The sequence below is a fragment of the Pseudomonas sp. NPDC086566 genome (assembly GCF_050280885.1).
Classification (GTDB): domain Bacteria; phylum Pseudomonadota; class Gammaproteobacteria; order Pseudomonadales; family Pseudomonadaceae; genus Aquipseudomonas; species Aquipseudomonas vlassakiae.
On record NZ_JBNNWD010000010.1, the window covers coordinates 109,574 to 129,789 of the forward strand.

Genomic DNA, 20,216 nt, shown 5'->3' on the forward strand with positions numbered 1-20,216 from the left:
TCAGTTGACGCTGTAGCCGCGGCCACTGAAACAGGCGCTCAGCGCCCGTCGGTAATTGCTCGCCACTTCGCCGGGAGGCGCATAAGGCGCGGTTGCCGGGTCGAAGCCTGACTGGCTTACCGCCCAGCGGTGGCACTGGTAGCGGTCCTGGTCCTGCTGCTCCTGCCCTTGGCCATACATGGGGTAGGCAATCACGTCGTAGCTATTGCCGGCCGGCGCTGCCGCCGGCAACGGTGCCGGGGCCATGGCAGGCGGGTTGACCACCACATACTCCTGGCTGTCGGCCAGGTACTGGTAGTAGGTGTCGGCCACAAGGAAGAACAATGCCCCGCCCAGCCAGACTTCCCGCGCATAGGAAGGCAGGTAGCTGACCCGCACGCCGTAGGGCGGGGTTACCACCACGTAGCTGCCCCCATGCGGGCGATACCAGTAGCCGCCGGAGTAGAAGTAGTCATCGCCGCGATAGGGCACCTTCCAGTAACGGTCCGGGAAGTGATCGATGGTGTGCCCCGGGCGATACTGCGGCCCAGGGCCCCAGCCATTACCGTGGCCATCCGGGCGTCCCTGCCAGTCGCCGCCGGGCCGTTGCCCTGGGCCGCCGGCTTGCCAGTGACGGTTGTCGCCGTTGTGCCGGGGGATATCCTGGTAATAGCCCTGCCGCGCGGGCTGCGTCTGCTGCACCTCGTCACGCGAGTTGAGTGAGCGGCCTGGACCTCCCTCGTTGCCGTGCCCCTCGCCCGGGCCTTCGGCCATCGCCCCGAGGCTGATACTCAAACCCAGCAAACCAACACCTGCCAACTGCCAGATGCGTGACTTCATGTTGTTCCTCACGGTAAAGAAAACGGCAGGCTGCCAGTCTACCGCGCTGGCACTGAGAGCAGATGAAATTGCGGCCATGAAAAAAGGGAGGCCATTGACCTCCCTTTGGGAATTGTCGTCCGTGCTCGGCACTTGTGGCGCCGGCTCACCTCACAGCGTCTTCTGGAAGCTGTGTAGCCCGGGGGCCTGCAGATCCTGTTGGATGGCTGGCCGCGACCGCCCGCCTAGGGCGCGTCACCGTGGACTGATGTCCGGGCAGTGATTCTGGGAGTAACGATACGGGAGCGGTAGCGGCACAGGATTGCGAAGATTGCTCAGATAAATAGCACTTGCGCAATTTTTAACCCTGGATCGATAATTCACCGCAATCCGAACAGAAAAGGCCTTTTCCATGAGCAAACTTGACCGCTACGACCTGAGCATCCTCGCCGAATTGCAGCGCGACGCGCGCATCTCCAACCAGGAGCTGGCCGAACGCATCGGCCTGTCGCCATCGCCATGCTCGCGTCGGGTCAAGCAACTGGAAGACGACGGCTATATCTCGCGCCAGGTCGCCCTGCTCGATCGCAAGAAACTCGGCCTGAGCCTCACTGCCTACGTGTTGATCGGCATGGACCGGCACACCCCGGAGCGCTTCGAGACATTTGAAGCCGCCATCCGCAACCTGCCGCAGGTGCTCGAGTGCAGCCTGGTCACCGGGATGGATGCCGACTACCAGCTGAAGGTGGTGGTGCCAGACATGGACCACTACCAGAAACTGCTGCTGGGCAGCCTGACCCGCATCGAAGGGGTGACCAGCGTACGTTCGAGCTTCGTGCTCAACCAGGTGCTGGCAAGCACCGAGCTGCCATTGACGCACCTGCGTTAAACGCCTGCTCGCCCGCGTATAATCGCAAGCTCAGCCTGCCTGGAGAACACAGATGGATCCCGCCGTATTCGAAGAGTGGATGATGATCGTGCTGGTCACTGTACTGATCGGCTTCATGGGCTTCATCGTCTGGGACCTGGCGAAAAAGTCCAAGGCCGGGCGCTTTGGCACGATGATCCTGTTCTTCGTGCTCGGGCTGGGGGTGCTGGCCTTCATCATCAAGAGCGTGGTGGTGGCGTTTCTCGAAGGCGTCTAGGCCTTCAACGCGCGAGCTTCGGGGCAACCTCGCGCCAGCAGCCCTGTTCCAGCCCCTCCAGCGCCCAGTCGCCGATCCGCACCCGCACCAGGCGCAAGGTCGGCAAGCCAACCGCGGCAGTCATCCGCCGCACCTGGCGATTACGCCCTTCGCGAATCACCAGCTCCAGCCAGCTGGTCGGTACGCTCTTGCGAAACCGTACCGGCGGATTGCGCGGCCATAGCTCGGGCTCGTCGAGGCGCCGCGCTTCGGCAGGCAGGGTCGGGCCATCATTGAGCTCCACGCCATCGCGCAAACGCTGGATCTGCTCGTCGCTCGCTTCGCCCTCCACCTGTACCCAGTAGGTCTTGGGCAACTTGTGCCTGGGGTCGGCAATGCGCGCCTGCAGGCCGCCATCGTTGGTCAGCAGCAACAAGCCTTCGCTGTCACGGTCGAGCCGGCCGGCCGGGTAGATGCCAGGGATATCGATGAAATCCTTGAGCGTCGCGCGCCCCTCACCGTCACTGAACTGGGTCAGCACGTCGAATGGCTTGTTGAACAGGATCAGGCGTGGCTCGGCCGGTGGCGCCTTGGCCTGGCGACGGGGGCCGGCAGGCCGCGCCTGGGGGCGGCGCGGCTTGGAACGGGGTGGCAGTGGCATGGATCCTCAGCGGAACGGCGGCTCATCGAAGCTGCGCAGTTTACGCGAGTGCAACGAATTGAGCTCGGTGCGCAGCAGGTCGAGGGCGGCGATGCCGATCTTCAGGTGCTGGCTGACCGCACGGTTGTAGAAGGCATTGGCCGATCCGGGCAACTTGATCTCGCTGTGCAGGGGTTTGTCGGACACGCACAGCAAGGTGCCATACGGTACCCGCAAGCGATAGCCCTGGGCGGCGATGGTGCCGCTTTCCATGTCCACCGCCACCGCACGCGACAGGTTGATCAACGGCCGCTCCTGAGCCCAGCGCAGCTCCCAGTTGCGATCGTCGTAGGTCAGCACGGTGCCGGTGCGCAGGCGCTTCTTCAGCTCTTCGCCACGCTCGCCGGTCACCTGTGCCGCGGCTTCCTGAAGTGCCAGCTGCACTTCGGCCAAGGCCGGAATCGGAATGTTCGGCGGCACCACTCGGTCGAGGATCCCATCGCGGCGCATGTAGGCGTGGGCCAGCACGTAGTCGCCGATGGTCTGCGACTGACGCAGGCCGCCGCAGTGGCCGATCATCAGCCAGCAGTGCGGGCGCAGCACCGCCAGGTGGTCGGTGATGTTCTTGGCGTTGGACGGGCCGACACCGATGTTGACCAGGGTCACGCCATCACCGTCGCCGGCGATCAGGTGGTAGGCCGGCATCTGGTAGCGGTGCCAGACCACGCTGGCCACCAGGGCCTGCGCTTCGCCGTGGTCCATACCCTTTTCGATCACCACGTTGCCCGGCAGCACCATGCGCACGAAGCGCGGGTCTTCACGCAGCTGCTCGAGGCCGTGGCTGATGAACTGGTCGACATAGCGGTGATAGTTGGTCAGCAGGATCCACGGCTGCACATGGCGCCAGTCACTGCCGGTGTAATGCACCAGGCGACGCAGCGAGAAATCCACGCGGGCGGCATCGAACAGCGCCAGCGGCAGGGTTTCGGCATTGCCCCAGTCGTACAGGCCATCGGCGATGTTATCGGTGGCTGCGGACAGGTCGGTGCTGGGGAACACCCGCGCCAGCTCGGCGGCGGTAATGCCGCTGCCAGCCAGCTCATCGCCCTGGTCAACCACATAGGGGTAAGGGATGTTCTGCTCGCTGACGCCGACTTCCACGGTCACCGTGTAGTCATGCATCAGCGGGCGCAGCTGCTCCAGCAGGTAACCGCGAAATGCCGCCGGCTGGGTGACGGTGACGCTGTAGGTACCCGCCACCTGGACCTTGGCATAGGCGCGCGTGGTGGCAGCCACTTCACCGTGGCTGTAATAAGTCAGGCGCAGTGCCGGGTAGCGATACAGGGCGCGCTCGTCGGCACTCGGTTCGGTACGGTCCTTCAGGTATCGCTTGAGGGCCTGGCTCAGAGCCCCGGTGGCCTGTTCATGCAGGGCCGCCAGACGGTCGACGGCCTGTTCGGGGGTATCAACGACTACAAAAGCTTGGCTCACACTGGGCTTCCTGTCTGGACATGCATGTCAGCCATCTTGCCTGCCTTTGTTACTAAATACATCCCCGATGGTCAGCCACGGTGTTCAACTTGGCCAGGCCGGTGTCGCCCGCGCCACCAATGCCTCGACATCGATGCCTCGCGGCAATGCGCCATACACCCGCCCGCCACCGCTCAGCCGGCTGCTGATGAATGCATCGCTGACCACAGCATTGCCAGCCTCCAGCAGCAGCTTGGCCTGCAACGCCAAGGCAATGTCTTCGGTCAGCTGCCGTGCCCGGTACTGGATATCGCTGGTATCGGCGAACGCCCCCTTGAGGTTGCCGATATGCGCGGCAAGGCGCGGGTCGCCATGCCCGTCGCCCAGCTCGGCGAACAGCGCATCGAGCACACCCGGCTCCTTGGACAACGCCCGCAGCACGTCCAGGCATTGCACGTTGCCGGAACCTTCCCAGGTCGAGTTGACCGGCGCTTCGCGATACAACCGCGGCAGGATGCTGTCTTCGACATAACCAGCACCGCCCAGGCATTCGGCGGCCTCGTTGATCATGGCCGGCGCCCGCTTGCAGATCCAGTACTTGCCCACCGCCGTAACCAGCCGTGCGAAGTGCGCCTGCTGCGGGTCGTCCAGCTGCTCCAGCGCTTGCCCCATGCGCAGGCTGAGGGCCAGCGCGGCCTCGCTTTCCAGGGCCAGGTCGGCCAGCACGTTCTGCATCAGAGGTTGTTCGCTCAGCACCCGGCCGCCGACCTTGCGATGGGCGCAGTGGTGCGCCGCCTGGGTGAGCGCCTGGCGCATCAACGCGCTGGAGCCGACCATGCAATCGAAACGGGTCATGGCCACCATCTCGATGATGGTTGGCACGCCGCGCCCCTCCTCGCCCACCATCCATGCCAGCGCGCCGCGAAACTCGACTTCGCTGGAGGCGTTGGAGCTGTTGCCCAGCTTGTTCTTCAGGCGCTGGATGTAGAACTGGTTGCGGCTGTCGTCGGGGCGATGGCGCGGCAGCAGGAAGCAGCTGAGGCCCTTGTCGGTCTGGGCCAGGGTCAGGAAGGCATCGCACATCGGTGCCGAGCAGAACCACTTGTGCCCGACCAGCTCGTAGGGCTGCCCAGGGCCGGAGCTGCCGACCGGGTAAGCGCGAGTGGTGTTGGCACGCACGTCGGTGCCGCCCTGCTTCTCGGTCATGGCCATGCCAAGGGTCACGCCGGCCTTGTGGCGGTCACCGACGTTGCGCGGGTCGTATTCGCGGGCGAGGATCTTCGGTAGCCAGTATTCGGCCAGCTCTGGCTGCAAGCGCAACGCAGGCACGGCCGCAAAGGTCATGGTCAGCGGGCAGCCGCTACCGGCTTCGGCCTGGCTGTGCAGGTAGGTCATCGACGCCCGGGCCACGTGGGCACCTGGGCGAGGTTCGGCCCAGGGCAATGATGGCAGACCGTGTTCGACGGCAGTGCGCATCAACTCGTGGTAGGCGGGGTGGAACTCGACCAGGTCGATGCGGTGGCCATAGCGGTCATGGCTGCTGAATTCCGGCTTGTGCGCATTGGCCAGGAAGCCTGCGGCCATCAGCGGACCACCGGCCAAGGCACCATAGGCATCGATCCGCGCTTCGGCCCAACCGGCCCCGAAACGCCGCGACCATTCCTGCAGTGGCAGGTCGAGGCGGTAGAGGTTGGCGCTGTCGAGCGAAGGCGGCTGATTGGTGACTTCGTGGGTTTCAGCGTACTGGTGGAGGTTCATCGGGAGCTCCTGAATCCGGGCATGCCTGAAAGGCCCAGTGAAGCACTCCCAGCGGGTCAGTCAAAGTGGCAATAATGACTAAGCATGTGGCTCAGGGCTCGCCACAACAGTTTCGCAGGCGCTGAAACCCTCAAGGAAGGCCCTAGAACCGCGTAGACCCCGACACGGCCCGCCCCGGCGGCATCTGCACCTGGGCAATCGCCACATTCAAGGTCAGCTCAAAGCGGCTGCCCAACCCCCGCGTCGACTCATGGGACAGCTTGGCATCAAGCAGTTCGGCCAACTGCCGGCAGATCGACAATCCAATCCCGAGCCCGCCATAGCGCCGGGTCATCGAGCCATCGACCTGGAAGAAACGCTGATAGAGAATCGCCTGGTCCAGGTCATCGAACCCGATACCGCTGTCGCTGATGGTAAACGTCAACGCCAGGCTGTCGGGGCCAAGGCGGCGCCCGCGAACTTGCATCATCACCCCACCGTGATGGGTGAACTTCAGGCCGTTGTCCACCAGGCAGCCCAGGCAGCGGGCCACTTTCTGCGCATCGCCCAGCAACTCGTCCGGCAGCTCGGCGGGGATGTCCAGGCTCAGGTACAAACCCTTGCCCAAGGCCGTTCCGGCATAGCCGGCACGCAGGTCCTGCAGCGTGCGCCGCAGGCTGAACGGCAGTGCCTGCAGGCGCATGCGGCCGGCCTGCAGTTCGGTCAACGTGAGGATGTCGTCGACCATGTCCATCATGTCCTGGGCCGAGCCGACCGCCGTGCGGTGGTACTGGGCCATCTCCGCAGTCATGGGCAGTGTGTGCATCAGTTCCAGCGAGCCGATTACACCATTCATCGGTGTCCGCAGTTCGTGGGTAACGGTGGCGAGGAATTCATCCTTAAGGTGATTGCTCCTGGCCAGTTGCTGGTTCATCTGCTCCAACGCCTCGCCGGTATCACGCAAGGTCTGTGCCTGCTGTTCGCGCATGCTGTTGATGCGGTCGGCCAGGGCCAGCGACAGCAACGCTACTTCCAGCGCCGACCCCAGCTGGCTGGAATACATGGTGATGAACTGGTTGGGCAGGTAACCCAGCACCATCAGGGTATTGACCAGCCCACCGAGCAGGAACGCCGTCCAGGCGATGATGAACCAGCGCGCCACACGCAGGCCACGCACCCAGGCATACAAGCCGGCGGCAAAGATGCTCACGGTGAACAGCAAGGCCAGCACCGTGGCCATGCGCAAGGCGATGCCGTAGCGCATGCTCACCGACAGCACCATTACCAGCACGCCACCGAGCATCAGCAATTGCAGCAAGCGGTCGAAGCCGCGACTGATCTTGCCTAGCTGCAGGAAGTGACGGGCGAACTGGCACCCAAACAAGCCCGCAGCGCCGATGAACAGTGGTGTTGCGGCGTTGGCCCACCACGGGCTGTCCGGCCAGAAGTAGGCAACCCCTGCCCCGTTCACCGACACCTGATACAAGCCAAACGAAGCGATATAGAGGATGTAGTAGAGGTAACTGACATCCCGCACGCTGAGGTAGATGAACAGGTTGTACACCGCCATCACCAGCAGTACGCCGTAGATCATGCCAAGCACATAGAGGCGGGTCGGCTGGTCTTCCATGTAGGCTTCGGCAGACCACAACGACAGCGGTGCCTGTACCGAACCCTGGCTGTGCAAGCGCAGGTAGGCGGTGGTCGACTGCCCCGGCTGCAGCGGCAGTTCGAACAGGTAATTGTTCTGACGGATCTGGCGGCTGCCGTAGGGCAAAGCATCGCCGGTGCGCTGGGCCAGGACGAACTCGCCATCGCTGCCCGGCAGGTACAGCTCGATATGGTCCATGGGGGGGTATGCCAGCTCGAGCAGCCACTGACGCGGTTGCGCATCGGCAGAAGCCACATAATGCAGGTCGACCTTGAGCCAGAACACCGAATGCGAGTAACCGGCGTTCAGCACCTCCTGGTGATGCGTGCGGAAACGGCTGGCAAAGATAGGCGCACTGACTTGGGCAATGCTCGCGCTGCCGTCACGGTCCTCGTAGACCTGCATGATCTTGCCCAAGGGAAGATGCCGAGTCGCCTCGTCGATTTCGACGGCTCCGGCCAGGACGGGCAACAAGCCCAGAAGCATAATCAGCAAATAGCGCATACAGCCCCAGCATGGCTTGTCCGGTCGCGTCGCGATGGCCTCCTATCCCTTTGAGACGACGAAATCCGGCAGAGCCCGTTTGTCGAGTTATCCGAGCACTCTAGCATAGCTTTCAAGGCTGGCGACGGGCCACTCCAATTTTCAAGGAAAAGGCTCTAGGACAATGCTTTCAGGGCATACATTCAGCCAAATCTGACCGCACGATCAACAAAACCCGTTTGTAGGACGATCCGCACAAAGGGGTTTGGTGGTAAGCTCGCCGACCATGAATACCTACAGCTCCCGCCCCGTTGTCCTCTGTCTCTCCGGCCACGACCCAAGTGGCGGCGCCGGCTTGCAGGCAGATATAGAAGCCCTGCTCGCCCAAGGCTGTCACGCCGCACCTACCGTGACCGCCCTGACGGTGCAGGATACCGTCAACGTTTCCGACTTCCGCGTGCTCGACCGCGAGTGGGTCCTGGCCCAGGCCAATGCCGTGCTGGCCGACTCCACCGTCGCCGCGGTGAAGCTGGGCATGCTCGGCTCGATCGGCATGGTCGACACCGTCGCCGAACTGCTCAGTGCCCACCCGCACCTGCCGCTGGTTTGCGACCCGGTGCTGCGTGCCGGTGGCGGTGGCCGCCTGGGCAAGGACGAAGTCGGCTATGCCCTGCGCGAACGCCTGCTGCCGCTGGCGACCATTGCCACGCCGAACTTGCCAGAAGCGCGCATCCTGGCCGAACTCCCCGAGGGCACCGCCGACGAGTGTGCCGAAAAACTGTTGCCGTTTTGCAAGAACCTGCTGATTACCGGTGGGCACGGTGACGAGGAAGAAATCCACAATCGCCTGTACAGCCGCGACGGCCATAGCCATACCTGGACCTGCCAGCGCCTGCCAGGCAGCTACCATGGTTCGGGCTGCACCCTGGCCAGCGCCCTGGCCGGTCGCCTGGCCCTCGGCGAGCAATTGCAAAGCGCGGTGAAAAGCGCCCTGGATTACACCTGGCGCACCCTGCGCGACGCCGAACAGCTGGGCAAAGGCCAGTACGTTCCGCGTCGCCTGCCCCTGGATTTCTGCTCCTGACACGAGGCGTTCAATGAAGCTACGCGGCCTGTATGCAATCACCGACAGCCAGCTGCTCGCCGGCCGTTTCCTGTCCCACGTCGAAGCCGCGCTGGAAGGCGGTGTGTGCCTGCTGCAGTACCGCGACAAGGGCGATGACGCCGCCCGCCGCCTACGCGAGGCCGAAGCCCTGATGAAGCTTTGCGAGCGCTACGGCACCCAGCTGATCATCAACGACGACGCCGAACTGGCCGCACGCCTGGGCGTCGGCGTGCACCTGGGCCAGACCGACGGCCCGCTGACACCGGCTCGCGCCCTGCTCGGCCGCCACGCAATCATCGGTTCCACCTGCCACGCCAGTCTCGAACTGGCCGCCCAGGCTGCCAACGAAGGCGCCAGCTATGTAGCCTTCGGCCGCTTCTTTAATTCCGTCACCAAGCCTGGTGCGCCGGCTGCCAACGTCGATCTGCTGAAGCAGGCCCGCGCCCAGGTAAAACTGCCGATCGCCGTGATCGGTGGCATCACCCTCGACAATGCCGCCCCGCTGATCGCCCATGGTGCCGATCTGCTGGCGGTGATCCACGGCCTGTTCGGTGCCGACAGCGCGCAGGAAGTCACCCGCCGCGCTCGCGCCTTCAACGCCCTGTTCGCTTCCTGATTTCGAGAGAAGATCCCATGTCCCGTTCCGAAGCCCTGTTCGCCCAAGCCCAGAAGCACATCCCTGGCGGCGTCAACTCGCCGGTCCGCGCTTTCAAGAGCGTTGGCGGCACTCCTCTGTTCTTCAAGCATGCCGAAGGCGCCTACGTCGTCGACGAAGATGACAAGCGCTACGTCGACTATGTCGGCTCGTGGGGCCCGATGATCCTTGGCCACGGCCACCCGGACGTGCTCGGTGCAGTGCGCCGCCAGCTGGAACACGGCCTGTCCTATGGCGCGCCGACCGCGATGGAAACCGAGATGGCCGACCTGGTCTGCTCGCTGGTGCCGTCGATGGAAATGGTGCGTATGGTCAGCTCCGGTACCGAGGCGACGATGAGCGCCATTCGCCTGGCCCGTGGCTACACCGGCCGCGACGCCATCATCAAGTTCGAAGGCTGCTACCACGGCCACTCCGACAGCCTGCTGGTCAAGGCCGGTTCCGGCCTGCTGACCCAAGGCGTGCCTAGCTCGGCAGGTGTACCGGCAGACTTCGCCAAGCACACCCTGACCCTGCCGTTCAACGACATCGCCGCGGTCGAGAAGACCCTTGCCGAAGTCGGCCAGACCGTGGCCTGCATCATCGTCGAACCGGTGGCCGGCAACATGAACTGCGTACCGCCGGCACCCGGCTTCCTCGAAGGCCTGCGCGAGCAGTGCGACAAGCACGGTGTGGTACTGATCTTCGACGAAGTGATGACCGGTTTCCGCGTCTCCCTCGGCGGCGCCCAGGGTTACTACGGGATCAAGCCGGACCTGTCGACCTTCGGCAAGATCGTCGGCGGTGGCATGCCGGTCGGCTGCTTCGGCGGCAAACGCGAAATCATGGGCTGCATCGCCCCGCTGGGCCCGGTCTACCAGGCCGGTACGCTGTCGGGCAACCCGCTGGCCATGGCCGCTGGCCTGACCACCCTGAAGCTGATCAGCCGCGCAGGCTTCCATGACGAGCTGAGCAATTTCACCAGCCGCATGCTCGATGGCCTGCAACAACGCGCCGATGCCGCTGGCGTACCTTTCGTCACCACCCAGGCGGGTGCCATGTTTGGCCTTTACTTCAGCGGCGCCGACGACATCGTCACATTCGACGACGTGATGGCCAGCGATGCCGAACGCTTCAAGCGCTTCTTCCACCTCATGCTCGACGGTGGCGTGTACCTGGCGCCGAGTGCATTCGAGGCAGGCTTCACTTCGATCGCCCACGGTGAAAAAGAGCTGCAGATCACCCTGGATGCGGCTGAAAAAGCCTTCGCCGCGCTGAAGTGACGGGCCGCCTGCGCCGGCCTCTTCGCGGGTAAACCCGCTCCCACAGGTTATGCGTGTACCCTGTAGGAGCGGGTTTACCCGCGAAGAGGCCGGTACAGGCAATAATTGCCAATCCAATCGGCAAACCCGTCTTCTCTACAGAATTTCGCGTAAAACTTTGTAAGGTTGGCGCTGCTTATCCCATAATGTGCCACCAGAGACATTGGCCGCAGCTTTGCAGAGGTAAGTCGATCCCCATGAACCGCACCGGCCGCGCCCTGACCTTGGGCTGCCTGTTGCTTCTTCAGCCCCTGCTGGCCCTGGCGGAGGGCGGTAACTCGTTGCTGATTCCGGCAACGGGGCGCTGCACGCTCAATGTTCAGCCAGAAGACCTGCAGAACGCGCTGAAAGCCTGCGAAGAAACAGCGGCGACCGGGGACGCCCAGGCACAGTTCGAGCTAGGCGAGTACTACTACACGCTGACGCCGAAAAACCTGAAGATGGCCCTGGACTGGTTCCAGAAGGCCTCGCTGCAAGGCCACGCCGAAGCCCAGTACCGCCTTGGCGCCATGTTCTTCCATGGCGAAGGGGTCAAGGCCAACAATGTGCAGGCCTATATCCTGCTGAAGATGGCCGCGGTCAACGGCGCCGAGGATGCGCTGGACATGGCCGACGAAGTGACCGAACAGATGCCTCGCGACGAGCTTGAGCACGCTACCCAGGTGCTTGGCCAGATCTTCCGCAAGTACCTGCTGGAACTGCAGAACGCCGAAGGACGCACACCGTTTTCGCCACTGCCCTGATCCTTACCGCTCCGGCATTGGCATGGGGAACGGCATTACATTGCCGCTGGCCTTCGCCTCGCTGATCTTGGCCGTGCCCAGGCGCTCCACTTCATCGATGCGCACGATCGAATGCATCGGCACGAAACTGCGGATCACCCCTTCGAACTGATTCTTGAGCTTCTCTTCGCTTGGGTCGACCACCACCTGGGTGCGTTCGCCGAACACGAACTCCTCGATTTCAAGAAAGCCCCACAGGTCGCTCTGGTAGATCTGCTTGGCGTACATCTCGAAGACCTGCCCCTGGTTGAGGAAGATCACTTTATAGATGGCAGGTTCGCGTTTGCTCATGTTCGGCGGGATAACACATGCGTAAGAAAAGGCGCGCATCATAGCAGAGCGGGCCCCGGCCCGTGCGGGGACACAGCCTGAACCAACCCTTGATCGTTTCAGTGCTTTCGCCACTGCCCTTCAAGGGTTATTCTTGAGTTCACATTCATTGCCGTCGAGCGGCTAAAAACGACCTTGAACGCACCCATACAACCTCATCGTTTCATCCTCGAACCTTTCGAGGCCCACCGTTTCGCCAACTTGTGCGGCCAGTTCGACGAGCACCTGCGCCTGATCGAACAACGCCTGGCCATCGAAATCCGCAACCGCGGCAACCAATTCGAGCTGATCGGCGAACCCAAGACCACTTCCGCTGCCGAGCAACTGCTGCGCCGCCTCTACCGCGAGACCAAGGCCACGGACCTGTCGCCGGAAACCGTGCACCTGTACCTGCAGGAGTCGACGGTAGAGAACATCGACAATCCTGCGGTCAACGAAGTCAGCGTCTCGCTGCGCACGCGCAAGGGCAATATTCGCCCGCGCGGCGTCAACCAGCAGCGCTACGTCAAGGAGATCCTGGCCAACGACATCAACTTCGGCATCGGCCCGGCCGGTACCGGCAAGACCTACCTGGCCGTGGCCTGCGCTGTCGACGCCCTGGAGCGTGAGCAAGTGCGCCGCATCCTGCTGGTACGCCCAGCGGTTGAAGCGGGCGAAAAGCTCGGATTCCTGCCTGGCGACCTGGCCCAGAAGATCGACCCGTACCTGCGCCCGCTGTACGACGCGCTGTACGAGATGCTCGGCTTCGAGCATGTGGCCAAGCTGATCGAGCGCCAGGTGATCGAGATCGCCCCGCTGGCCTACATGCGCGGTCGCACCCTGAACAACAGCTTCATCATCCTCGACGAGAGCCAGAACACCACGCTGGAGCAGATGAAGATGTTCCTTACCCGTATCGGCTTCGGCTCGACTGCGGTGATCACGGGTGATATCACCCAGGTCGACCTGCCCCGTGGCACCAAGTCGGGCCTGGCCCATGTGATCGAGGTGCTCAGGGACGTACCGGGGATCAGCTTCACCCATTTCCAACCCAAAGATGTGGTTCGTCACCCACTGGTGCAGCGTATCGTCGAAGCGTATGACCGCTTCGATGCCCGCCAGGCCAAGCCCGAGGCGCCCGGCAAAGATGCTTGAACTTGACCTGCAACGGGCCACGGATGCTGCCGCCCCGGATGACGCCGCCTTCCGCCGCTGGTGCGAACTGGCCTTGCGCCAGCGCACGGCCGACTCGGAAATGACCATTCGTCTGGTCGACGAAGGCGAAGGCCGCGAACTCAACCACACCTACCGGCACAAGGACTACGCGACCAATGTGCTGTCGTTCCCGGCCGACGTGCCGGATGACCTGCTCGATATCCCGCTGTTGGGCGACCTGGTGATCTGTGTGCCAGTGGTCGAGCGCGAGGCGGCCGAACAGGGCAAATCGCTGGAAGCGCACTGGGCGCACCTGGTCATCCATGGCTGCCTTCACTTGCTCGGCTACGACCACATCGAAGACGATGAGGCCGAGGAAATGGAAGCGCTGGAACGGGAATTGCTGGCGGAACTGGGTCACCCCGACCCGTACGCCGACGATGAAAACGAACCTCTCACACACTGATACACGAAGGATCACGAGAACCGCCATGAGCGAAGATCGATCGAGCAACGGGCAGAAGTCCTGGCTGGGTAAACTGACCCAGGCTTTTGCCCATGAGCCGAAAAACCGCCAGGAGCTCCTTGAGCTGCTGCGCGAAGCCCATCAGAACAAGCTGCTCGACAGCGAAGCGCTGACCATCGTCGAAGGTGCCATCCAGGTCGCCGACCTGCAGGTACGCGACATCATGGTCCCGCGTTCGCAAATGATCAGCATCAAGGCGACCCAATCGCCGCGCGAGTTCCTCCCGGCCGTCATCGACGCTGCCCATTCGCGCTACCCGGTGATCGGTGAAAGCCACGACGATGTGCTCGGGATCCTGCTGGCCAAGGACCTGCTGCCGCTGATCCTCAAGGAGAACGGCGACAGCTTCAACATCAAGGACCTGCTGCGCCCGGCCACGTTCGTGCCGGAGTCCAAGCGCCTGAACGTGCTGCTGCGCGAGTTCCGCGCCAACCACAACCACATGGCCATCGTCATCGACGAGTACGGCGGCGTGGCGGGCCTGGTGACCATCGAGGACGTGCTGGAGCAGATCGTCGGCGACATCGAGGACGAGCACGACGTCGAGGAAGACAGCTACATCAAGCCGCTACCGAGCGGTGACTTCCTGGTCAAGGCGCTGACCCCGATCGACAACTTTAACGAGTTTTTCGACAGCGAATTCTCGGATGACGAATTCGACACCGTCGGCGGCCTGGTGATGAGCGCCTTCGGCCACCTGCCCAAGCGCAACGAGACCACCGAAATCGGCGCCTACAAGTTCCGTATTCTCAATGCCGACAGCCGGCGGATACACTTGCTGCGCCTGACCCCGATCACCCGCTAAGGACAAACATGCGTTGGATCTCCCGCCCCGGCTGGCCCGGTAATTTGCTGGCCCTGGCGGCCGGCGCATCGACCCTCCTGGCCCTGGCGCCGTTCGACATCTGGCCGCTGGCCCTGCTGTCAATCGCCCTGCTCTACCTCGGTCTGCGCGAGCTCAGCCCACGCCAGGCCATGTGGCGTGGCTGGTGGTTCGGCTTTGGCCTCTATGGCGCAGGCACCTGGTGGATCTACGTCAGCATGAACACCTATGGCGGCGCCTCGCCGTTGTTGGCGATCGTCTTGCTGCTGGCGTTCTTCGCCGCCCTCGCCTGGTTCTTTGCCCTGCCCACCTGGCTGTGGGCACGCTGGTTCAGGCGCAATGAGGCGCCGCTGGCCGATGCCCTGTGCTTCGCCGCCCTGTGGCTGCTGCAAGAGGCCTTCCGTGGCTGGTTCCTGACCGGCTTCCCTTGGCTGTATGCCGGTTACAGCCAGCTCGATGGCCCGCTGGCGGGGCTTGCGCCGCTAGGTGGCGTGTGGCTGATTTCCTTCGCCCTGGCGCTGAGCGCCGCGCTGCTGTGCAACCTGCACCGCCTGCGCGAACGCCCATCGTTCCTTGCCATCGGCGCAGTACTGCTGCTGGCGCCATGGGTAATCGGCATGGCGCTCAAGGGCCACGCCTGGACCAAGCCGGCGGGTGACCCGCTGAAGGTCGCGGCCCTGCAGGGCAACGTCGAGCAGGAGCTGAAATGGGACCCGGCCCACATCGACGCGCAACTGGCGCTGTACCGCGACATGAGCTTCAGCTCCAAACCGGTTGACCTGCTGGTGTGGCCGGAGACCGCCGTGCCGGTGCTCAAGGACCAGGCTCAAGGCTATATCGATGTGATGGGCCGCTTTGCTGCCGACCGGCACTCGGCGCTGATCACCGGCGTGCCGGTGCGTGAAGTGGTGCATCACCAACGCCGCTTCTACAACGGCGTCACCGTGACCGGCGAAGGCGACGGTACCTACCTCAAGCAAAAACTGGTGCCGTTTGGCGAATATGTGCCGTTGCAGGACATGCTTCGCGGCGCGATCGAGTTCTTCAACCTGCCGATGTCGGACTTTGCCCGTGGCCCCGCGGACCAGCCACTGCTGCAAGCCAAGGGCTACCAGGTTGCCCCGTTCATCTGCTACGAAGTGGTCTACCCCGAGTTCGCTGCTGGCCTGGCGGCACGCAGCGACCTGCTGCTGACCATCAGCAATGACACCTGGTTCGGCACCTCGATCGGCCCGCTGCAGCACCTGCAAATGGCGCAAATGCGTGCACTGGAGGCCGGCCGCTGGATGATCCGCGCTACCAACAACGGCGTGACCGCATTGATCGACCCGTTTGGCAAGATCACCGCGCAAGTGCCGCAGTTCCAGCGGGCGGTGCTGTATGGCGAAGTGGTGCCGATGCAGCAGCTGACGCCTTACCTGCAGTGGCGGTCGTGGCCGCTGGCCATTCTGTGTGTGCTGTTGCTGGGCTGGGCGTTGCTGGCCGGGCGGATCGCCAAAACCGTCTGAGTCGTCCTGCACTGGCCTCTTCGCGGGGCAAGCCCGCTCCTACAAGGGCATTGCGCGCCCTTGTAGGAGCGGGCTTGCCCCGCGAAGAGGCCCGCACAGGTTACCGATAGAACAGCCGGTACCCCACCAACCCCACCGCTTCATTGAGCAACTGCCCGCTCTGCCACATGGCCCGGCTCTCCGGCAGCAACCCGCCGAACGGCCGCGCATGATCGCGCCCGAGGAACCCCACCGGCGCCGGCACCACCTCGAACCCGGCCCGCTCGAAGCTCCAGCGCGAGCGCTGCATGTGCCACGCCTGAGTCACCACCACCACCCGGTGTATACCCTGCGGTTGCAACACCTTGGCGCTCAGTTGGGCGTTCTCCCAGGTAGTGCGGCTGGCCTCTTCCTGCCATTTCACCTCGACGGCAAAATCCTCACGAAAGCGGTCTGCCATCAACTGTGCTTCGCTCGGTGGCGTGCCATAGTGCAAGCCACCGCTGGTCAGCACCGGCAAACCCGAGGCTTTCGCCAGCCGAGCGGCAAAACGCATGCGCTCAAGGGCCGTTGCCGCAGGCTGGTCATCACCGCCCCAGGCCGGGTCACCCCGCTCACGCCCCGCGCCAAGCACGACGATGGCGTCTGCCCTGTTCGCCAGGCCAGCCCAGTCCGCTGTCGCCAGGGGCGGCTCGGTCTCCAGCAGGCGTGCGGACTCCTGCACCACCAGCGGCAAGCTCATCAACCACAGGCCTCCCAGCCCCGCGGCAAAACACAGCGCCGCCAGCCGCGGCCGCCGCCGACGCAACCACCAGGCCGCGAGCAGCAGCAGAAACAAGACGCCAGGCGGCATCAGCCATTGCTTGAAAAAAAACCGGATCGGCATCGACACACCTCCATGGAAGGCGTGCAGCCTATAAAGGATCGACGCCGGTCAACAAGCCCGGGCCGGCGTCGATCATGGGAAGTGTGTTGTAGAACCGGCGCGCGATTGCCTGCGCCTGGCGTCCTGAACGGCTAGCGATGCGGCAGCGTCCTGGATCTCGCCGAGTTGGCGGGGCGTTTCTTGTCCTTGAGCCAGATAATCTTGGCCGTGGCCGGTTCCGCTTGCGGGACTGTACCGGCACAGGCATTACGGCGTTCCGGGAGGGACTCCAGGTAAGCCTTGATCACTTCGAACTCTGCATGGCTCAAGCCACGCAACTCCAGCTCGGCTGGCATCTCGTCGCGTAATCTTACCGAGGTCCTGGCGACTTCCAGTGCCAGGCCAAGCCGGTCGATCAGGCGTTCGTAAAGCTCCGGTTTGATTGCGGGTAGCTGCGTCTCTCCCATCCGTTCACCTCATTGAAGATAAAGATTATCTCCCCCCACACCTGAGCTTAGCGTCGCTGTAAAAAGCAGCCGGATGCCGCGACCAGCGGGCATTCGCAATCAAGGTTTCCCACGATGCGCAGCGCTGCTGTATGCTACGGCGTTCACTCTAAAACGACACCGGAGTGCCGGACGCAGCGAGGTTCCGCTGCCTGGAACAAGGTCTCTTCCCTCTCAGCAAAAAGTAGCCATGCACGAACAATACACGCCCCGTGATATCGAAGCCGCCGCCCAGAAATTCTGGGACGAGCAACAATCGTTCGCTGTTACCGAACAGCCAGGCAAGGACACGTACTACTGCCTGTCGATGTTCCCGTACCCGAGCGGCAAGCTACACATGGGCCACGTGCGCAACTACACCATTGGTGACGTGATCGCCCGTTACCAGCGCATGCTGGGCAAGAACGTCCTGCAGCCGATGGGCTGGGATGCCTTCGGCATGCCTGCGGAAAACGCGGCAATGAAGAACAACGTCGCCCCGGCCAAGTGGACGTACGAGAACATCGACTACATGAAGACCCAGCTCAAGAGCCTGGGCCTGGCCATCGATTGGGCGCGTGAAGTCACCACCTGCAAGCCGGATTACTACCGCTGGGAACAGTGGCTGTTCACCCGCCTGTTCGAGAAAGGCATCATCTACCGCAAGAACGGGACCGTGAACTGGGACCCGGCCGACCAGACCGTACTGGCCAACGAGCAGGTCATCGACGGCCGCGGCTGGCGTTCGGGCGCGCTGATCGAGAAGCGCGAAATCCCGATGTACTACTTCCGTATCACCGACTACGCCGACGAGTTGCTGGAAAGCCTCGACGAACTGCCGGGCTGGCCTGAGCAGGTCAAGACCATGCAGCGCAACTGGATCGGCAAGTCGCGCGGCATGGAAGTGCAGTTCCCGTACGACAAGGCCAGCATCGGCCACGAAGGCACCCTCAAGGTCTTCACCACCCGTCCGGACACCCTCATGGGCGCCACTTACGTCGCCGTTGCTGCCGAGCACCCGCTGGCCACCCAGGCCGCCCAAGGCAACCCGGCCCTGCAGGCGTTCATCGACGAATGCAAGAGTGGCAGCGTCGCCGAGGCCGACATGGCCACCCAGGAGAAGAAGGGCATGCCCACTTCCCTGTTCGTCGAGCACCCGCTGACCGGCGAGAAATTGCCGGTCTGGGTCGCCAACTACGTGCTGATGCACTACGGCGATGGCGCCGTGATGGCCGTCCCGGCCCACGACGAGCGCGACTTCGAGTTCGCCCGCAAGTACAACCTGCCGGTCAAGGCCGTGGTGCGCACCAGCGCCGGCGATGATGTCGGCAGCGAATGGCTGGCCGCCTATGGCGAGCATGGCCAGCTGATCAACTCCGCCGAGTTCGACGGCCTGGACTTTGCCGGCGCCTTCGACGCCATCGAAGCCGCCCTGATCCGCAAGGAACTGGGCAAATCTCGCACCCAGTTCCGCCTGCGCGACTGGGGCATCAGCCGCCAGCGCTACTGGGGCTGCCCGATCCCGATCATCCACTGCCCGTCGTGCGGCGACGTCCCCGTGCCGGAAGACCAGCTGCCGGTCACCCTGCCGGAAAACGTGGTGCCGGACGGCGCCGGCTCGCCGCTGGCGCGCATGCCTGAGTTCTATGAATGCAGCTGCCCGAAATGCGGTGCTGCGGCCAAGCGCGAAACCGACACCATGGACACCTTCGTCGAGTCGTCCTGGTACTTCGCCCGCTACGCTTCGCCGAACTACCAAGGTGGCATGGTCGACCCGAAAGCAGCCAACCACTGGCTGCCGGTCGACCAGTACATCGGTGGTATCGAGCACGCGATCCTGCACCTGCTGTATGCGCGCTTCTTCCACAAGCTGATGCGTGACGAAGGCCTGGTAACCTCCAACGAGCCGTTCAAGAACCTGCTGACCCAGGGCATGGTGGTCGCCGAGACCTACTACCGCGTGGCCAGCAACGGCGGCAAGGACTGGTTCAACCCGGCCGACGTCGAAATCGAGCGTGATGCCAAGGCCAAGATCATCGGCGCCCGCCTGAAGACCGACGGCCTGCCGGTGGAAATCGGCGGCACCGAAAAGATGTCGAAGTCGAAGAACAACGGCGTCGACCCGCAGTCGATGATCGACCAGTACGGCGCCGACACCTGCCGCCTGTTCATGATGTTCGCCTCGCCACCTGACGCGAGCCTGGAGTGGTCCGACTCCGGCGTCGAAGGTGCAAGCCGCTTCCTGCGCCGCGTTTGGCGCCTGGCCCAGGCTCATGTCGCACAAGGCCTGCCCGGCAAGCTGGACGTCGCCGCACTGGAGGATGCGCAGAAGGTCATCCGCCGCGCCATCCACGCCGCAATCAAGCAGGCCAGCACCGATGTCGGCCAGTTCCACAAGTTCAACACCGCCATCGCCCAGGTGATGACCGTGATGAACGTGCTGGAGAAGGCCCCGCAGGCCACTGAACAGGACCGCGCCCTGCTGCAGGAAGGCCTGGAGGCCGTGACCCTGCTGCTGGCACCGATCACTCCGCACATTTCCCACGAGCTGTGGAAGCAGCTGGGCCACGACCAGGCTGTCATCGACGCAGACTGGCCGGCAGTCGACGAAAGCGCCCTGGTGCAGGACAGCGTCACCTTGGTGGTGCAGGTCAACGGCAAGCTGCGCGGCCAGGTGGAAATGCCAGCCGCCGCCAGCCGCGAGGAAGTCGAAGCCGCTGCCCGCAGCAACGAAAACGTCCTGCGCTTCATCGATGGCCTGACTATCCGCAAGGTCATCGTGGTACCGGGCAAACTGGTCAACATCGTCGCCAACTGATG

19 protein-coding genes are annotated in these 20,216 nt (G+C 63.6%); 11 read left to right on the forward strand and 8 right to left on the reverse strand.

Going from position 1 to position 20,216, the window contains the following annotated elements:
• The gene (locus tag ACQKPS_RS22275; protein WP_427605640.1) at positions 1–819 is read right to left on the reverse strand and encodes a DUF6515 family protein; all 819 of its coding nucleotides are present in this window, start codon (positions 817–819) and stop codon (positions 1–3) included.
• Between the two features lie 391 nt (positions 820–1,210).
• On the opposite strand from ACQKPS_RS22275, the gene ACQKPS_RS22280 reads away from it, so the two are divergent.
• A complete protein-coding gene (locus tag ACQKPS_RS22280) occupies positions 1,211–1,687 on the forward strand; it encodes an Lrp/AsnC family transcriptional regulator (RefSeq protein ID WP_003249795.1) in 477 nt (158 codons plus the stop codon).
• A gap of 52 nt (positions 1,688–1,739) precedes the next feature.
• Positions 1,740–1,943, forward strand: a complete 204-nt coding sequence (locus ACQKPS_RS22285) for a DUF2788 domain-containing protein (protein ID WP_027917747.1) — start codon at positions 1,740–1,742, stop codon at positions 1,941–1,943.
• A gap of 4 nt (positions 1,944–1,947) precedes the next feature.
• Here the strand turns inward: ACQKPS_RS22285 and ACQKPS_RS22290 are convergent, their stop codons facing one another.
• From ACQKPS_RS22290 to ACQKPS_RS22305, 4 genes are all read right to left on the reverse strand, one after another.
• Complete coding sequence (locus ACQKPS_RS22290) at positions 1,948–2,583, reverse strand: pseudouridine synthase (protein ID WP_254481553.1); 636 nt, start codon at positions 2,581–2,583, stop codon at positions 1,948–1,950.
• Between the two features lie 6 nt (positions 2,584–2,589).
• The gene (amn, locus tag ACQKPS_RS22295) at positions 2,590–4,053 is read right to left on the reverse strand and encodes an AMP nucleosidase (RefSeq protein WP_176507091.1); all 1,464 of its coding nucleotides are present in this window, start codon (positions 4,051–4,053) and stop codon (positions 2,590–2,592) included.
• An 84-nt stretch (positions 4,054–4,137) separates the two neighbouring features.
• Positions 4,138–5,790 carry an acyl-CoA dehydrogenase family protein gene (locus ACQKPS_RS22300; RefSeq protein ID WP_427605641.1) on the reverse strand — a complete coding sequence of 551 codons (1,653 nt, stop codon included), beginning with the start codon at positions 5,788–5,790 and terminating at the stop codon, positions 4,138–4,140.
• A 142-nt stretch (positions 5,791–5,932) separates the two neighbouring features.
• Positions 5,933–7,924 (reverse strand): sensor histidine kinase, encoded by a 1,992-nt coding sequence (locus tag ACQKPS_RS22305; RefSeq protein ID WP_427605642.1) that lies wholly within the window; start codon positions 7,922–7,924, stop codon positions 5,933–5,935.
• Between the two features lie 265 nt (positions 7,925–8,189).
• Here ACQKPS_RS22305 and ACQKPS_RS22310 point away from each other — a divergent pair, with 265 nt between their 5' ends.
• The 4 genes from ACQKPS_RS22310 to ACQKPS_RS22325 all read left to right on the forward strand — a co-directional run bounded on the left by ACQKPS_RS22310 (position 8,190) and on the right by ACQKPS_RS22325 (position 11,707).
• Positions 8,190–8,987 (forward strand): hydroxymethylpyrimidine/phosphomethylpyrimidine kinase, encoded by a 798-nt coding sequence (locus ACQKPS_RS22310; protein ID WP_254481557.1) that lies wholly within the window; start codon positions 8,190–8,192, stop codon positions 8,985–8,987.
• 13 nt (positions 8,988–9,000) lie between these two features.
• Complete coding sequence (gene thiE / locus ACQKPS_RS22315; RefSeq protein ID WP_254481558.1) at positions 9,001–9,624, forward strand: thiamine phosphate synthase; 624 nt, start codon at positions 9,001–9,003, stop codon at positions 9,622–9,624.
• A gap of 17 nt (positions 9,625–9,641) precedes the next feature.
• Positions 9,642–10,925 (forward strand): glutamate-1-semialdehyde 2,1-aminomutase, encoded by a 1,284-nt coding sequence (gene hemL / locus ACQKPS_RS22320; protein ID WP_254481559.1) that lies wholly within the window; start codon positions 9,642–9,644, stop codon positions 10,923–10,925.
• Between the two features lie 236 nt (positions 10,926–11,161).
• Positions 11,162–11,707: a tetratricopeptide repeat protein gene (locus tag ACQKPS_RS22325; RefSeq protein ID WP_176507085.1), complete on the forward strand. Its 546-nt coding sequence runs from the start codon at positions 11,162–11,164 to the stop codon at positions 11,705–11,707.
• Positions 11,708–11,710: 3 nt separating this feature from the next.
• Here ACQKPS_RS22325 and ACQKPS_RS22330 read toward each other — a convergent pair whose 3' ends face one another.
• Positions 11,711–12,037 (reverse strand): DUF1820 family protein, encoded by a 327-nt coding sequence (locus ACQKPS_RS22330; protein WP_176507084.1) that lies wholly within the window; start codon positions 12,035–12,037, stop codon positions 11,711–11,713.
• 174 nt (positions 12,038–12,211) lie between these two features.
• Between ACQKPS_RS22330 and ACQKPS_RS22335 the strand changes: the two genes are divergently transcribed.
• The 4 genes from ACQKPS_RS22335 to lnt are packed head-to-tail and all read left to right on the forward strand — an operon-like array spanning position 12,212 to position 16,067.
• Positions 12,212–13,210: a PhoH family protein gene (locus tag ACQKPS_RS22335; RefSeq protein WP_254481561.1), complete on the forward strand. Its 999-nt coding sequence runs from the start codon at positions 12,212–12,214 to the stop codon at positions 13,208–13,210.
• Positions 13,203–13,676 carry an rRNA maturation RNase YbeY gene (gene ybeY, locus ACQKPS_RS22340; RefSeq protein ID WP_099814656.1) on the forward strand — a complete coding sequence of 158 codons (474 nt, stop codon included), beginning with the start codon at positions 13,203–13,205 and terminating at the stop codon, positions 13,674–13,676. The genes ACQKPS_RS22335 and ybeY overlap by 8 nt, the downstream gene beginning before the upstream one ends.
• Before the next feature lie 25 nt (positions 13,677–13,701).
• A complete protein-coding gene (locus ACQKPS_RS22345) occupies positions 13,702–14,541 on the forward strand; it encodes an HlyC/CorC family transporter (RefSeq protein ID WP_027917759.1) in 840 nt (279 codons plus the stop codon).
• 8 nt (positions 14,542–14,549) lie between these two features.
• On the forward strand, positions 14,550–16,067 hold the full coding sequence (gene lnt, locus ACQKPS_RS22350) for an apolipoprotein N-acyltransferase (protein ID WP_427605643.1): 1,518 nt from the start codon (positions 14,550–14,552) through the stop codon (positions 16,065–16,067).
• 100 nt (positions 16,068–16,167) lie between these two features.
• On the opposite strand, the gene ACQKPS_RS22355 is transcribed toward lnt, so the two are convergent.
• Together ACQKPS_RS22355 and ACQKPS_RS22360 are read right to left on the reverse strand one after the other, a co-directional pair.
• Positions 16,168–16,932 carry a YdcF family protein gene (locus ACQKPS_RS22355; RefSeq protein ID WP_254481563.1) on the reverse strand — a complete coding sequence of 255 codons (765 nt, stop codon included), beginning with the start codon at positions 16,930–16,932 and terminating at the stop codon, positions 16,168–16,170.
• A 131-nt stretch (positions 16,933–17,063) separates the two neighbouring features.
• On the reverse strand, positions 17,064–17,378 hold the full coding sequence (locus tag ACQKPS_RS22360) for a hypothetical protein (RefSeq protein ID WP_254481564.1): 315 nt from the start codon (positions 17,376–17,378) through the stop codon (positions 17,064–17,066).
• Positions 17,379–17,607: 229 nt separating this feature from the next.
• Between ACQKPS_RS22360 and leuS the strand changes: the two genes are divergently transcribed.
• A complete protein-coding gene (gene leuS / locus ACQKPS_RS22365) occupies positions 17,608–20,214 on the forward strand; it encodes a leucine--tRNA ligase (RefSeq protein WP_427605644.1) in 2,607 nt (868 codons plus the stop codon).
• Positions 20,215–20,216: the final 2 nt, after the last annotated feature.

Excerpts from the sequence above, each read along its gene's own strand:
- ACQKPS_RS22275 (WP_427605640.1), bottom strand. The coding sequence starts at position 819 with ATGAAGTCACGCATCTGGCAGTTGGCAGGTGTTGGTTTGCTGGGTTTG.
- ACQKPS_RS22280 (WP_003249795.1), top strand. The coding sequence starts at position 1,211 with ATGAGCAAACTTGACCGCTACGACCTGAGCATCCTCGCCGAATTGCAG.
- ACQKPS_RS22285 (WP_027917747.1), top strand. The coding sequence starts at position 1,740 with ATGGATCCCGCCGTATTCGAAGAGTGGATGATGATCGTGCTGGTCACT.
- ACQKPS_RS22290 (WP_254481553.1), bottom strand. The coding sequence starts at position 2,583 with ATGCCACTGCCACCCCGTTCCAAGCCGCGCCGCCCCCAGGCGCGGCCT.
- ACQKPS_RS22300 (WP_427605641.1), bottom strand. The coding sequence starts at position 5,790 with ATGAACCTCCACCAGTACGCTGAAACCCACGAAGTCACCAATCAGCCG.
- ACQKPS_RS22305 (WP_427605642.1), bottom strand. The coding sequence starts at position 7,924 with ATGCGCTATTTGCTGATTATGCTTCTGGGCTTGTTGCCCGTCCTGGCC.
- ACQKPS_RS22310 (WP_254481557.1), top strand. The coding sequence starts at position 8,190 with ATGAATACCTACAGCTCCCGCCCCGTTGTCCTCTGTCTCTCCGGCCAC.
- thiE (WP_254481558.1), top strand. The coding sequence starts at position 9,001 with ATGAAGCTACGCGGCCTGTATGCAATCACCGACAGCCAGCTGCTCGCC.
- hemL (WP_254481559.1), top strand. The coding sequence starts at position 9,642 with ATGTCCCGTTCCGAAGCCCTGTTCGCCCAAGCCCAGAAGCACATCCCT.
- ACQKPS_RS22325 (WP_176507085.1), top strand. The coding sequence starts at position 11,162 with ATGAACCGCACCGGCCGCGCCCTGACCTTGGGCTGCCTGTTGCTTCTT.
- ACQKPS_RS22330 (WP_176507084.1), bottom strand. The coding sequence starts at position 12,037 with ATGAGCAAACGCGAACCTGCCATCTATAAAGTGATCTTCCTCAACCAG.
- ybeY (WP_099814656.1), top strand. The coding sequence starts at position 13,203 with ATGCTTGAACTTGACCTGCAACGGGCCACGGATGCTGCCGCCCCGGAT.
- ACQKPS_RS22345 (WP_027917759.1), top strand. The coding sequence starts at position 13,702 with ATGAGCGAAGATCGATCGAGCAACGGGCAGAAGTCCTGGCTGGGTAAA.
- lnt (WP_427605643.1), top strand. The coding sequence starts at position 14,550 with ATGCGTTGGATCTCCCGCCCCGGCTGGCCCGGTAATTTGCTGGCCCTG.
- ACQKPS_RS22355 (WP_254481563.1), bottom strand. The coding sequence starts at position 16,932 with ATGCCGATCCGGTTTTTTTTCAAGCAATGGCTGATGCCGCCTGGCGTC.
- ACQKPS_RS22360 (WP_254481564.1), bottom strand. The coding sequence starts at position 17,378 with ATGGGAGAGACGCAGCTACCCGCAATCAAACCGGAGCTTTACGAACGC.
- leuS (WP_427605644.1), top strand. The coding sequence starts at position 17,608 with ATGCACGAACAATACACGCCCCGTGATATCGAAGCCGCCGCCCAGAAA.